The 13,905-nt window shown below is 67.6% G+C and carries 8 protein-coding genes; 4 read left to right on the forward strand and 4 right to left on the reverse strand.

The window, feature by feature from the left end:
• Positions 1 to 198 precede the first annotated feature (198 nt).
• From ettA to AC13GF_RS04380, 4 genes are all read left to right on the forward strand, one after another.
• Positions 199 to 1,863, forward strand: a complete 1,665-nt coding sequence (gene ettA / locus AC13GF_RS04365; protein WP_005412220.1) for an energy-dependent translational throttle protein EttA — start codon at positions 199 to 201, stop codon at positions 1,861 to 1,863.
• A 244-nt stretch (positions 1,864 to 2,107) separates the two neighbouring features.
• Entirely contained in the window at positions 2,108 to 2,797 is a 690-nt protein-coding gene (locus AC13GF_RS04370) for an outer membrane protein (RefSeq protein WP_483003417.1), read from the forward strand.
• A 64-nt stretch (positions 2,798 to 2,861) separates the two neighbouring features.
• A complete protein-coding gene (locus AC13GF_RS04375; protein ID WP_483003418.1) occupies positions 2,862 to 4,178 on the forward strand; it encodes an NCS2 family permease in 1,317 nt (438 codons plus the stop codon).
• Positions 4,179 to 4,293: 115 nt separating this feature from the next.
• A complete protein-coding gene (locus AC13GF_RS04380) occupies positions 4,294 to 5,298 on the forward strand; it encodes a DUF4434 domain-containing protein (RefSeq protein ID WP_483003419.1) in 1,005 nt (334 codons plus the stop codon).
• On the opposite strand, the gene AC13GF_RS04385 is transcribed toward AC13GF_RS04380, so the two are convergent.
• The 4 genes from AC13GF_RS04385 to wecB are packed head-to-tail and all read right to left on the reverse strand — an operon-like array spanning position 5,292 to position 13,647.
• Positions 5,292 to 8,114, reverse strand: coding sequence for an NfrA family protein (locus AC13GF_RS04385; RefSeq protein WP_483003420.1), 2,823 nt, complete (start codon positions 8,112 to 8,114; stop codon positions 5,292 to 5,294). The genes AC13GF_RS04380 and AC13GF_RS04385 overlap by 7 nt on opposite strands.
• Positions 8,111 to 10,258 carry a glycosyl transferase family protein gene (locus AC13GF_RS04390; RefSeq protein WP_414614883.1) on the reverse strand — a complete coding sequence of 716 codons (2,148 nt, stop codon included), beginning with the start codon at positions 10,256 to 10,258 and terminating at the stop codon, positions 8,111 to 8,113. Before AC13GF_RS04390 ends, AC13GF_RS04385 begins: the two co-directional genes overlap by 4 nt.
• A gap of 6 nt (positions 10,259 to 10,264) precedes the next feature.
• Positions 10,265 to 12,466 carry a hypothetical protein gene (locus tag AC13GF_RS04395; RefSeq protein ID WP_483003422.1) on the reverse strand — a complete coding sequence of 734 codons (2,202 nt, stop codon included), beginning with the start codon at positions 12,464 to 12,466 and terminating at the stop codon, positions 10,265 to 10,267.
• Positions 12,463 to 13,647, reverse strand: a complete 1,185-nt coding sequence (gene wecB, locus AC13GF_RS04400; RefSeq protein ID WP_483003424.1) for a non-hydrolyzing UDP-N-acetylglucosamine 2-epimerase — start codon at positions 13,645 to 13,647, stop codon at positions 12,463 to 12,465. Before wecB ends, AC13GF_RS04395 begins: the two co-directional genes overlap by 4 nt.
• Positions 13,648 to 13,905 lie beyond the last annotated feature (258 nt).

Raw genomic sequence — 13,905 nt, forward strand, 5'->3', positions numbered from 1 at the left:
GTTTCCGGCTGGAAACGCTTCCCGCTGCAGGACTGTGACCGGGTATTCAGGCCGCGGCCAGCCCGGCGCCCCTGCCCGGGCGCGGCCCGGAACCGGTTCCGGCTATAATTGGCGGTATTCCATTTCAGTCTGTGCCCGCTGCCGCAACGGGATGTTCCCGTGACGGGTCGGGCGCAGGGCCGCGCCTACGGAGACCGCATGTCCTCGCAATACATCTACACCATGAACCGCGTGTCCAAGGTGGTCCCGCCCAAGCGGCAGATCATCAAGGACATCTCGCTGTCCTTCTTCCCGGGCGCGAAGATCGGCCTGCTGGGCCTGAACGGCGCCGGCAAGTCCACCGTGCTGAAGATCATGGCCGGCGTGGACACCGATTTCGAGGGCGAAGCCCGCCCGCAGCCGGGCATCAAGGTCGGCTACCTGGCGCAGGAACCGGAACTGGACCCGACCAAGACCGTGCGTGAAGCGGTCGAGGAAGGCGTGGGCGAAGTGCTGCAGGCACAGGCCGCGCTGGACGCGGTGTACCTCGCCTACGCCGAGGAAGGCGCCGACTTCGACGCGCTGGCCAAGGAACAGGAGCGCCTGGAGGCGATCCTGGCCGCGGGCGACGCGCACACCCTGGAAAACCAGCTGGACGTGGCCGCCGATGCGCTGCGCCTGCCGCCGTGGGATGCCGTGGTCGGCAAGCTGTCCGGTGGTGAAAAGCGCCGCGTGGCCCTGTGCCGCCTGCTGCTGCAGAAGCCGGACATGCTGCTGCTCGACGAACCGACCAACCACCTCGACGCCGAGTCGGTGGAATGGCTGGAACAGTTCCTGGCGCGCTACACCGGCACCGTGGTGGCGGTCACCCACGATCGCTACTTCCTGGACAACGCCGCCGAGTGGATCCTGGAACTTGACCGCGGCCGCGGCATTCCGTGGAAGGGCAACTACACCGACTGGCTGACCCAGAAGGATGAGCGCCTGAAGCAGGAAGACAACCAGGAAAAGGCCCGCCAGAAGGCGATCCAGAAGGAACTGGAGTGGTCGCGCCAGAACGCCAAGGGCGGCCGCACCAAGGGCAAGGCCCGTCTGGCCCGCCTGGAAGAGCTGCAGTCGGTCGATTACCAGAAGCGCAACGAGACCAACGAAATCTTCATCCCGCCGGGCGAGCGCCTGGGCAATGCGGTGATGGAATTCAAGAACGTCTCCAAGAAGTTCGGCGACCGCCTGCTGTTCGACAACCTGAGCTTCCTGGTGCCGGCCGGTGCCATCGTCGGCATCATCGGCCCGAACGGTGCCGGTAAGTCGACCCTGTTCAAGATGATCACCGGGCAGGAAAAGCCGGATACCGGCGAGATCGTGGTCGGCCCGACCGTGAAGCTGTCCTACGTGGACCAGAGCCGCGACGCGCTGGAAGGCAACCACAACGTCTTCCAGGAAATCGCTGGCGGCCTGGACATCCTCAACATCAACGGCATCGAGATCCAGTCGCGCGCCTACATCGGCCGCTTCAACTTCAAGGGCCAGGACCAGCAGAAGATGGTTGGTTCGCTGTCCGGTGGTGAGCGTGGCCGCCTGCACATGGCCAAGACCCTGCTGCAGGGTGGCAACGTGCTGCTGCTCGACGAACCGTCCAACGACCTGGACATCGAAACCCTGCGTGCGCTGGAAGATGCGCTGCTGGAGTTCCCGGGCAACACCTTCGTCATTTCGCATGACCGCTGGTTCCTGGACCGCATCGCGACCCACATCCTGGCGTTCGAAGGCGACTCGCACGTGGAGTTCTTCCAGGGCAACTACCGCGAGTACGAAGAAGACAAGCGCCGCCGCATGGGCGACGACGCTGCGCCGAAGCGCCTGCGCTTCAAGGCGCTGAAGTAAGCCATACCGCAGAAAACGAAAGGCCGCGCTCGCGCGGCCTTTCGTCTTTCAGGCGTTCCTGTCGCCATGGATGCCCGCTTTCCGGGTGTTTTCGCCGGCCGGGATTCAATCGTTGATGAACGCAGACGCCTCAAGCGGGCTTGAATCCTTGTCGTAATCGGACTTTGCAATTCGTTGTATGTTTTCACTCGCCTGCATCGGTTTTCCTACGTTCCCGCTTCATCCCCCAACGTAGGAAACCGCAATGAAAGCACTGATCATCACCACGGCAGCCCTGCTGCTGTCGGGCACCGCCACGGCCGCGACCACCGACTGGGACGGCTTCTACCTGGGTGCCCAGGCCTCGCATGGCGAGGGGCACAGCAAGGACCGCAGCAATGCCAACGCCTCGGAAAAGAGCGTGCGCGGCTTCACCGGCGGCGTGCAGGGTGGCCGTCGCTGGCAGTTCGACAACAACATCGTGGTCGGCGTTGAAGGCGCGCTGTCGTTCGGCAACGTCAGCCGTGACTGGAAGGATCGTGAGCAGCACCGGTACAGCCCGTACTACGGCAAGGACACGGTGACCCGTTCGGGCACCTTCGATGTGACGCTGGGCCGTGCGATGGGGCGCTGGCTGCCCTACGTCGGCGCGGGCGTGACCGTGGCCCAGCAGGAATTCACCCTGGGCTGCGACAAGTCGCTGGTGGAAGCCACCAACGGCTGCCGCGTGGCCGAATTCGAGACCCGCGCCTCGCACCTGTCCACCGGCGCCCATGCCACCGCAGGCGTGCTGTACCGCTTCAATGACCGCCTCTCGGCCGGTGCCGAGTACCGCTACACCCACCTGGGTTCCAGCCCGGTGACCCTGGAAGACCCCAACTACCCTGCTGCGGCCCGTCGCAGCTTCCATACCGACTACAGCAGCGTTACGCTGAAGTTGAACTACCACTTCTAACCGCCTGGCGACGCACCCGCAGGTCCCCCGGGGCGGCAGGGCGCGCAGGCACGAGAGATCTGCGATGTCCCTGCTCGAACGCCTGTTCCAGCTGCAGCAGCACGGCACCACCGTGCGTACCGAGCTGCTGGCCGGTGTCACCACCTTCCTGACGATGTCCTACATCGTCTTCGTGAACCCCGAGATCCTCGGCACCACCGGCATGGATGCGGGTGCGGTGTTCGTGGCCACCTGCCTGGCCGCTGCGCTGGGTTCGGCGGTGATGGCGCTGGCCGCCAACTTCCCGGTCGGCATGGCGCCGGGCATGGGCCTGAACGCATTCTTCGCCTTCACCGTGGTCGGCGCTGCCGGACTGCCATGGCAGCAGGCACTGGGTGCGGTGTTCATCTCCGGCCTGGTGTTCCTGGTGCTGTCGCTGACCGGTGTACGCGCGTGGCTGGTGTCGGGCATTCCGTCGTCGCTGCGCTCGGCCATCGTGGCCGGCATCGGCCTGTTCCTGGCGATCATCGCGCTGCAGAAGTCCGGCGTGATCGTCGGCAATGAAGACACGCTGGTGGCGCTGGGCCCGTTGAACACGGCGCCGCCGCTGCTGGCACTGGCCGGCTTCCTGCTGATCGCGATTCTGGAAGCGCGCCGCATCCGCGGTGCGATCCTGATCGGCATCCTGGCCGTGACCGGCGCTGGCTGGGCATTGGGCGATGTGCAGTACCAGGGCCTGGTCTCGCTGCCGCCGAGCCTGGCGCCGACCTTCCTGCAGCTGGATCTGCCGGGCCTGCTGCACCATGACGGCGGTGCGCCGATCGCAGTGCTGCTGCAGGTGGTGCTGGTGTTCGTGCTGGTGGAAGTGTTCGATGCCACCGGCACGCTGTACGGCGTGGTCGGTCGCGCCGGCCTGCTGAAGCTGCCGGGTGCGCAGAAGCGTTTCGGCCGCGCGCTGCTGGCCGACAGCACCGCGATCGTGGCCGGTTCGATGCTCGGCACCAGCAGCACCACGGCCTTTGCCGAAAGCGCCTCGGGCGTGCAGGTAGGCGGCCGCACCGGCCTGACCGCACTGGTGGTGTCGGCGCTGTTCCTGGCCGCGCTGCTGTTCTCGCCGCTGGCGGCGATGGTGCCCAGCTATGCCACCGCACCCGCGCTGCTGTTCGTGGCCGGCCTGATGCTGCGCGAACTGGTGGAAGTGGACTGGAGCGACCTGACCGAATCGGTGCCCGCCGCGCTGTGTGCGCTGGCGATGCCGTTCACCTACTCGATTGCCAATGGTCTGGCGTTCGGCTTCATCGCCTATGCCGCGCTGAAGGCCGGTACCGGGCGCTGGCGCCAAGTGCATCCGGCCGTGTGGCTGGTGGCGGTGCTGTTCACCCTGCGCTATGCGTTGGAATAAGCGGTAGGCGATGCCGGCCAGCGGCCGGCACTACCAGAGCACGCTACGGAAAGCGGCCGGCGCTCCCAGGTGCGGGGTTCACCCGCCACGCACGGCGCTCTGGGATGATGCGGGCATGGTTCGGCCCGACCTTCCCGCGGATCCGTCTTCGCCGTTGCGCCGCCGGCTGCTGCGCGCGGCGGTGCTGGCGCCATTGGCCGGTACGCTCGCTACCCTGCCCGGCTGCTCGCTGCCGGTGCAGGTGGATGGCACCTTCCTGCAGCCGTGGCGCAGCCACCTGCAGTGGGGCCTGGCCGACTGGCAGCGATCCTTGAAGCTTGCGCATACGCTGGGCTGCCGGCAGCTGGTTCTGCAGTGGACCGGCATCGTCGGTGGCAGCGACGGCGACTGGTCGCTACCCGACGGCAGCCTGCAGCAGCTGTTTACCGCAGCCAGCGGGAACGACATCCGCATCCGCGTCGGCCTGCCCTTCCAGCAACGCTGGTGGCAGGCGATCGGCGCCGACGACGCCACGCTGCAGGCATTCCTGGCCGACAGCCTGGCGCACGCACGCAGCTGGTTGGCACAGGCGCCCTGGGCGCAGCAGCCGGCCTTCGGGGGCTGGTACCTGCCCTACGAACTGGAGCAGTACCACTGGGCCGTTCCGGCCCGCCAGCAATGGCTGGCGCAGTGGCTGCACGGGCTGGTGCAGGCCGCCAGCGCGCGCGGCGGTGACTGTGCGATCTCCTGTTACTTCAGCCGCCTGCAGACCGATGGCAACCTGGTCACGCTGTGGCAGGCGGTACTTGCGCACGCGGCCGTACGGCCCATGGTGCAGGATGGCGTGGGGGTGGCCGGTGCCGGCAACGTGCAGCAGCTGCAACCGCTGCTCGATCATTTCCACGCACACGGCATCGGTTTCGATGCGATCGTTGAGTTGTTCCGCGAACTGCCCGGCGGCTCTGCCGACGGCAGCGGATTCAAGGGCGAAACGGCCGATGCCGCACGCATCCAGCGGCAGTTGGCATGGGCACGCGACAGCGGCGCACAGCACGTGCTGGTCTATGCACTGGAGCCATGGCTGACCCAGGACACACCGCAGGCCGCAGCGCTTCGGCGACGCTGGGGCCTGCCTCAGTAATAGAGGATGGCGGTGGCGAACAGGCCCTTGGCACGCTGCGTATCACCACCGCCGATCGCGAAGCGGTATTGCACGGTCAGGTCCAGGTAGGAACGCGGCGTGTTGTAGTGGTCTTCGCGGAACCAGTAACGCACGCCCACGCCTGGCCCTGCGCCCAGTGACCAGCTGCGCTGCGTATCGTTGAGCACAAACGACTGCGCCGGGAACAGCGGGTAACGGACGTCGCGCACGCGCGAGCGCTGGTCCAGCCAATCGGCACCGACCACGACATAGGGTGTGACCACCCAGTGCGTCTGCCCTGCGCCGAAACGGAAGCTGCGCCCGGCGCGTAGTTCACCGGCAGCGAACCACTGTTCGCGATGCAGGCGGCCATTGGCCTCGCCGACCCGCCGCACCGGCGTGCCGTTGGCATCGAGCGCGTCGAGGGTGAAGGTGGCACCGTTGTCGTCCCAGGTATATCCCCCCTGCGCGTAGCCACTGACCATCCACCACTGGTTCACATCGGTGCGCAGGTCGGTGCCGTGGTAATAGCCGTAGGTCAGGTAGGACATCCAGCCACCGGAACCACTGGCCAGCCGGTAGCGTGCCAGCGTGCTGGCTTCCAGTGGCCGGTTCAGCGCCAGCTGCAGGCGGCACTGCACTGCTGCCGACTCGGGGTAGACCTCGCCCTGGCGGGTAGCGCTGCCGAGAAACTGGCGGCGCTCGACGCCGGCGCTCAAACCGGTCTGGCCAAAGGCGTAGCGCAGGCCGAACGAGGCGATGGTGGACGGCCAGCCGGTAGTGGAACGCGGGTGGCTGAGGCGCTCGGCGCGTGCACGCGCATCCGGCGTTGATTCGCCGGTGCACGGATCCACCGCGCGGATCGACTCGTAGGTACCGCCCTCGTCGTACAGCGTGTTGAGCAGGCGTGCGTAGAGTTCGAGCGTGCCATGCTGGTCGTTGAAGGCCGGGGGCCGCCAGAACGCTTCCAGCGTGCTGAACACCGAATCGCCGGGCGTACTGATCGCCGCACCGCCGACATTGGTCGCCGCCTGGCGCGCACCACGGAAACCCGCCGAAGCGATCACGCCCCACTCGCGCGAGTAATTGGCGATGGCATTGCGCACGTTGTAGCGCTGGCGCTCATCCAATGGCAGCTCGCCAGCATCGGCGCGATCGATGGCGCTACGCAGCAGCGTCACCGCCTGTGGATGGTCGCCGTTGGCGGCACTGGCGTAGGCCTGGTCGAGCACTACGCTTTTCGGTGCCTTGCCGGTGGCCTCGGCGGCACGGAAGTCGGCCAGTGCGCGTGCCGGTTCGTGGGCCTTCTGGTTGAGGTAGCCGCGTTGCATCAGCGCCCCCGCGTCATCAGGACGCTGCGCCAATGCCGCATCCAGGCGCTGCCGCGCTTCGTCCTGTTGGGCACGGTTGCCCGACGCCAGCGTGGTGGTCAGCAGGCCTTGCAGGCTCGCGTCGTCCGGTGCGAGCTGCACGGCCTGCCGTGCCTCACCGATGGCATCGGCGTAATCCTGGCGCGCGTAGGCCGCATAGGCGCGCTGTGCGGCACCGCCATCCCCCTGCAGGTCGGCCGGCATCAGCTCGCAGACGTTGCCGCTGTCACCGGACTGACAGTGCTGGACCGGTGCCGGGTAGGCTTCGGCGCTGATGCGGGGAAGCTCGCGACTGGAGCGGATCGCCCGGCTGCGTTGCGCGATGCCCTGCTGCAGCAGCTGCTGCGCGCGTGCATCGCCCGCATCCGTTGACAATGCCGCCTGCAACGGTGCCAGCAGCGCCGCGGCGCGTACCCGATCACCTGCGGCCAGCGCCGCATCCACCGCCAGCAGGCGCACGTTGCGCTGCTGCGTTGTTGAGCCCGGCGAGGCAAGCGCGGCGTCGAAATCCTCATTGGCCAGCGCCACACTGCCCTGGCGCTGGCGCAGGTAGCCACGCATCACCCGTGCATTGAGGTCGTTGGCATCCACCTGCAATGCCGCATCAGCACTGTGCTCAGCGTTGGCGAGCTGATCGCCCTGCAGCTGCGCGGTGATCAGCAGCAACCGGTATGAAGCAACGTCGGGAGCCAGCTCCACGGCGGCGTGTGCCTGCTCAATGGCGGCGGCATCCTCGCCTGCGGACAGCGATTGATAGGCCTGCTGGGCCAGCAGTAGCGCGCGTTGGCGGTCCAGTGTCACGCGTCGCGCGCGCAGTTCTTCGACATTCGGTGCGCCCAACTGCAGCGCGGTGCTGATCGCGGCTTCGGCCTGTCCGGGCTGCTGCTGAGCCTCCAGCGCCGTCACCCACAGCAGGGCCCATGCGCCCTGTTTCGGCTGCTGCCTGAACGCCTGCTCGGCCTTGCTGGCGGCGACGCCCATCTGCCCGGCGTCGTAGGCCGCATAGGCTTCGGTTGCCAGCATGTAGGCCTGCCGTTTGTTGCGATCGGTCACCGTTGCGGGTGCATGCGGTACCGATGCGGTACGCCCCGCACCTGTGCTCGTCCTGGGCGCAGCGGCGGCCAGCGCCGGCAAGGCCGGATCCTTCAACCCCGCTTCCAGCGCACGGCGCGCCTGCTGCTGCGCTTCTGCGTCCCGCCCGAGCTTCTGCAGCGCATAGATCTGCAGCAGGCGCAGCCGCACCACGTCCGGGCGCAGCCGGATCGCTTCACTGGACTGCCGGTAGGCCGCAGGGTAATCGCCACGTTCATAGGCGGCAAACGCCTGCTCGGCGATGCGGTAGGCGGCACCGGACAGCGGCAGTGCCGCATCGGCCTGCGCCGGCACCGGCGCGGCGGCCGTGGCCAGTGCCACGGCAATGACGGTGGACAGCAGGGTGGTCTTCATGCCGGCAAGGCTCCGGGAGGCGGCGACTGCAGCGTGGCCGCACGCCGGCGCTGCTCCTGCATGGCCTGGGCCACGGCCTCTTCGGTGGTGATGCCCTGCTTGACCAGATAGTCGCCGATGCGGCCGTCGCGCTGCGGCATGTAGTCATCCAGTGCGATCTCGAAGCGTGCGTGATCGATCAGGCGCATTTCCACCAGCAGGTCACCCAGCAGGGGCACGTTGTCCAGGTGCCACTGCCGTTCGCCACCGATCAGGCGCAGGCCCGCGTTGATCTCGCTTTCGCGGGCGATGCTCTGTTCGATGTGCTCGCTGCGCGTTTCCTGCTTCAGCAGCGCCACGGCGTCCTCGGGCAGCGGACTGGCCACGGCCAGCCGCAGGATGCCTTCCTGGCGCGGCGGCAGCGGCAGCATGCGCCATTGCACGCAGGCATCGGCACTGACCGGGAACTGGCAGGCGCGCAGGTAGTCCACGTCGATCACCGCGCGTGGCAGGTCGCCCTGGAAGGCGATGGCCTCGGCCAGGGTCTCGTCATCCAGCCAACCCTGGGTGAGCAGGATGCGGCCCAGCGGTTGCTGACGGCCTGCCTGCTGCTGGTCCAGCGCCTGCTGCAGGCGTTCGGGTTCCACCGCCTGCCAGGTGGTCAGCAGTTCACCGAGTTGCTTGCGGGTCTGCACCAGCTGCGCTGCATCCGGGAAGTCGTGCATGGTCTTGTCCCAGACCATGCGCTTGCCGAACAGCAGGTAGGCCAGGAACACCTTCCATGCACGGGCGGTGGCCATGAAATTGATCATGTTGCCGACCACCATGCGCGGGATCGACATCAGCGCATGCTCCCAGCCGTACAACCGGTTGACGAAGTAGAAGCGTTGCACGACCCGGGTCGCCAGCGCTGCGGTGGTCAGCAGCGCGACATTCATCTGCCAGGTACCGGCCTGGAACACGCTGGGAAACTGCATCGTCCACAGCCCAGTCATCTTCAGCAGCCAGAACAGCAGCAGCTGCAGGAAGATGATGTAGGCGATGATGCTGACGAACGAGGTGATGATGCCCTTGCGGTCGCGCGCCAGCAGGTACTTGGTGGCCAGTGAGCCACGCCAGCCCAGCGATTCCCAGCTCTGCAACCCGATGCCCAGCACCCAGCGCGCCTTCTGCCGGTACGAGGCGCGGAAGTTGTCGGGGAAGTACTCGCGCACGCACAGCGCCATCTGCTGGGTGCGCTCGCGCACCGGTCCCCAGCCGAACCAGGACGGTCGACGCACGCGGAACTGCACCGGGAAGCGGGCGAAGATCGACTGCATGCCCATCGCTGCCAGCCGCGCACCGACGTCGTAATCCTCGGTGAGACTGTCGGTGTTGAAGGGCTGGTTGTCGGTCTGCGCGCTCAGCGCCAGCAGCGCGCGCCGCGAGAAGCAGGTACCGACGCCTGCGGAGGGCACCATGCCGGACACGCTCTCGCGTACCACCAGGTCCTTGGCGTGCCATTCGGCGAACTCGTCCATGTAGACGCCGGCCACCAGTTCGTACCACTCCCGGTCCAGTGAGGTGACCGGCAGCTGGATCATGTCCTTGCGCGGCAGCAGGTAGTTGTAGAAGCGCAGTTCCATCGGGTGCAGCACGTCCTCGCTGTCGTGCAGGATCACCCCGGCGAACTCGATGTCGTGGCGCTTCTCGTAATCGAAGATGGCCAGGATCAACCAGTTCAGGCAGTCGGCCTTGCTGGTCGGCCCGTCATGCGGCACCTCCACGCGGCGCAGGCGCTTGTAGCGGCGGCGCATGCGCTCCACTTCATCGATGGTCTGCTGGTCGTTGGGATAGGTGCCGACGAACACGACGTACTCGCGGTAGTCGAGCACGTTGATCATGTTCTCCACCATCTGCGCGATGACGTCGTATTCCATCCACGCCGGCACCATGATCGCCAGCGGCTGTTGCGGCCGCTGCATCAGGTCTTCCTGGGTCAGTGGCCGGTACGCTTCGCGACGCTTGATGGTCAGCGCGCGCCAGCTCTCGCGCACCCAGTACCAGACATCGATGAACAGGTCATCGAGGCTGGAGATCAGGATCAGCACGGCCACCGCCGCCGCCGTGGTTTCCAGGGCGGCGTAATAGTTGGCCAGCTGGATGTTCCAGAACAGACCGTCCACGGTGGATCAGTGCCCTGTGTTGGCGGACTTGCGGCGGCGCACCTGGGTGACGCGGGCAGCCAGCAGCGCGAACACGATCACGCCGACCAGCAGCAGCAACCAGACCATGTGCCGTTCCCACTTCGATTGCGGATTGCCATCCTGGGCAACGCGGCTCCCGTAAGGATCCTGGCGATCGAACTCGCGCACGGCATCACTGCCGTCGAGCACGGCGAGATCACCGCGCAGCAGCCGGAACGGTGCGCCGAATGACGGTGCCTGTGCGCCAAGGCCGCTGTACAGCACGCCGAGCTGGCCGCCGGAGGTGCCGACCTGCACCACTGCGGCGCGGTCCAGGCCGCTGACATCCAGCAGCGGCTGCGGCTTCCCGCCGATCAGCAGGTGGCCGTCCTTCAGGCCGGCCACATCGACTCCCGACGGCGTCACATCGAAGGCCAGCCACGGCGCACCCGGGCTGACCGCCGCACCGGCATCGACCACCTTCAGCTCCGACGCCTCCGGCGAGGCACCCACAGCACTGGCCACCGCGATCACCTTGCGCAGCGATGCCGGCGCGTCCTGCAGCCATGTGGCGGGCACGAACACCTGGTTGCCGCGTGACAGCTGGCTGCTGGCACCGACGAAATCACTGCCCAGCGAACGCTTGGCCAGGGTCAGGTGGCTGCTGGGCAGGATCGAGACCGGATAGGCGGTGGCCGGATCGTGGCAATAGGGGCGTGCCGGCTGGCGCAGGAAGCTGACCCGGATCTCGTTGCGCGCCGACAGCGCATAGGCCGGCACCTTGGCCACCAGCCGCTGCGGCTGGCCGTTGGCCGACAGCACCTTGCCGCCCAGCAGGTAATCGTTGAAATGGATCGTGGCCACCGCGCCCTGCCCGGCCGCATTCGGGGCCGCCGAGACGTCGATCACCACCTCCTCGGGCAGGCGCCCATCGGCCGACAACGCGCCGAGGTCAAAGCTGGCGCTGCGGTCGGCGCGGGTGACGACATCCATCGTGCCGGCGATGTTGCCGAGCCGGCTCAGCAGCACCTGGTCACCGTCCAGCTTCGGCGTGCCCGCTGCGCTGACCTGCAGGCTGCGGCCCAGCGCGTAGCTGCGCCACTGTTCGGCGAAGAGTCCGGCAACCTTGCCCGCCGCAGCCGGGTCGACCACCAGCGTCGGACGGCCGGCAACGGCCACCACGCTGACCGAGGCGGTGGCGGCGGGCTTTTCCAGGCCGCCCATGTCGGTACCGCGCCACGCGGCGAACGCCGTGCCCGCATCGGCGCCAGCGGTAGCAACCTGTGCGGCCAGCGCATCCAGTGCCGCGCGCACGCCGGCCCGCAGCGCATCGCTGCCGATCATCACATCGGCGGCCAACGGCCCACTGTCACGCAGCGACAGCAGCGCACCGACTTCGGCCAGATCCTTGATCGCATATGCGCGCTCGCCCGCGGCCAGCGCGGCATAGGCCGGCACGCCCTGCAGGCTGGCCGGGATGCTGATGCCGGTCAGGTCGACGCTGTCACCGACCTTGGGCAGTGCCACCACCTGCACCTGCTTGCCACCGGCCTGCAGGGCCGTGCCAATGCGCCAGGCTGCGTCATAGATGGGGGCCTGCAGCACCTTGCCGTCCACCAGCAGGCGCACCTGCGGGGGCAGCGCGCCCCAGGCCTTGGCCACGGTGTCCACGGCGCGGCCGTCGAAGCGGTAGCTGAAGCGCGAGTCCGACGACAGCCGCAGCACGTTGGCCGGCGCGCTCTGATCGGCACACTGGTAGTCGGACACGATCGACCACCAGCCGACGCCAACCCGCACGAAGCCGTTCTGGCGGGGTTCGCCATCGATGGCCAGCAGCTGGCTGGCGTCACCCTGTGCATCGGTGATCGAGCGTGCGGCGATTGGATCGCCATCGACTGACCACAGGCCGGAAGTGCGCCCGGCGTGGCCGCGCACATAGCGCCCGTCCAGCTGCAGCTGCGCATCGCGGGTGGCGACACCGGCCGGCACCGGCAGGTAGATCTCGCGCTGGCTCTCCTGCCCGCTGAGCACCAGCGGTTGGCGGAAACCGAGTTCGCGCAGGGTCATCTGCCGGCTGACCGTGCCGTCGCCGCTCCACTCGGCGAACTGGCCGGCGACGCTGTCGGCGGCATGGGCACTGCCAACCACGCCCGACAGGACGAACGCGGCAGCGGATGCAAACAGGGGAGAGCGGCCGTTCTGGGTCATGGCGTCACTTCGCGTGGATGGGGGTGGAAGGCGCCGCTGCTGCGGAGGCCGGGCGAGAATTCGGGAAGCGGCGTACCACGCAGCGCGGCGACGATGCGCGCGCTGGCGCGGCCATCGCCGTAGGGGCTGGCGTCGGGATCGAAGCGGGTCGGGTGCGGTGGTTGTGCCAGTGCCGCGTTGACCGCCTCAACAATGCGCGAGGGCGTGGTGCCGACCAGCGTCACCACACCGGCCTCGACCGCCTCCGGGCGTTCGGTGACGTCGCGCATGACCAGTACCGGCTTGGCCAGCGCCGGTGCCTCTTCCTGCACGCCACCGGAGTCGGTGAGGATGACGTCGGCGCGCTGCATCAGCCGCACGAAGCGCAGGTAGTCCTGCGGCGGCACCAGGTGCACGTTGTCGAGATGACCGAGGTGGGCGTTGACCGGGCCCTGCACGTTCGGGTTGAGATGCACCGGGTACAGCACCTGCAGGTCCGGCCGCCGTGCCAGCTCGGCCAGCGCACGGCAGATGTCCTCGAAGCCCTGGCCGAAGCTCTCACGGCGGTGGCCGGTGACCAGCAGCAGGCGACGATCGGGGTCAAGCATGTGGAAGGGTTCGTCAGCCCGCGCACGCAGCGCCGGGTCGGCATCCAGGCGCTCCACGGTCTGCTGCAGGGCATCGATGACGGTGTTGCCGGTGACCAGGATCTGCCCGCCCAGGTGTTCACCGGCCAGGTTGGCGCGCGAGCTGGGCGTGGGCGCGTACAGCTGGTGGCCGACCACATCGATCACCCGCCGGTTCATTTCCTCCGGCCACGGCCGGTTGATGTCACCGGTGCGCAGTCCGGCCTCGACATGACCGATCGGAATCCGGTGGTGGAACGCGGCCAGCGCGGCGGTCATCGCCGTGGTGGTATCACCGTGCACCAGCACCCGGTCGGGACGGACCTGCGTGTACAGCGCGTCAAGCCGTTCGAACAGCTTGGAACACAGGCCATTGAGGGTCTGGTTGGGCACCATGACATCGAGGTCATGGTCGGCGGTGATCTCGAACAGCGACATCACCTGGTCCAGCATCGCCCGGTGCTGGCCGGTGATGCAGACCACCGATTCGATGTCCGCAGCCTCGGCCAGGGCCCGCACCAGCGGCCCCATCTTGATTGCTTCCGGTCGCGTGCCGAACACCGACAGGACCTTCATCGCCGCGCTCCGGACGGCTGGCGCGGCGGGATGCAAGCAGTTGTAGCCACGTCTGGATCCTTTCGGCGTTCCCGTCCAACACCCGCAGGCAGGGGACGGTCACCTCATGAGGAAACTCCAAAATCGCGACGTACATCACATTCGAATGATGGTACGCGCGTCGTGGCATTGATCTTCATCGTTGGAAGATCAAGACGCAGTCAACGCCGCCCGTGGAACGGGCGACGTTGCGGTGGAACGCAGCAATGGCCGCAGCCT

It is taken from the genome of Stenotrophomonas sp. 22LJNL06-5-1, from assembly GCF_056861455.1.

What these genes read in the sequence shown, in the direction of transcription:
- AC13GF_RS04380 (WP_483003419.1), top strand. Translation starts at nt 4,294, where the DNA reads ATGGTTCGGCCCGACCTTCCCGCGGATCCGTCTTCGCCGTTGCGCCGC.
- ettA (WP_005412220.1), top strand. Translation starts at nt 199, where the DNA reads ATGTCCTCGCAATACATCTACACCATGAACCGCGTGTCCAAGGTGGTC.
- wecB (WP_483003424.1), bottom strand. Translation starts at nt 13,647, where the DNA reads ATGAAGGTCCTGTCGGTGTTCGGCACGCGACCGGAAGCAATCAAGATG.
- AC13GF_RS04385 (WP_483003420.1), bottom strand. Translation starts at nt 8,114, where the DNA reads ATGAAGACCACCCTGCTGTCCACCGTCATTGCCGTGGCACTGGCCACG.
- AC13GF_RS04375 (WP_483003418.1), top strand. Translation starts at nt 2,862, where the DNA reads ATGTCCCTGCTCGAACGCCTGTTCCAGCTGCAGCAGCACGGCACCACC.
- AC13GF_RS04395 (WP_483003422.1), bottom strand. Translation starts at nt 12,466, where the DNA reads ATGACCCAGAACGGCCGCTCTCCCCTGTTTGCATCCGCTGCCGCGTTC.
- AC13GF_RS04370 (WP_483003417.1), top strand. Translation starts at nt 2,108, where the DNA reads ATGAAAGCACTGATCATCACCACGGCAGCCCTGCTGCTGTCGGGCACC.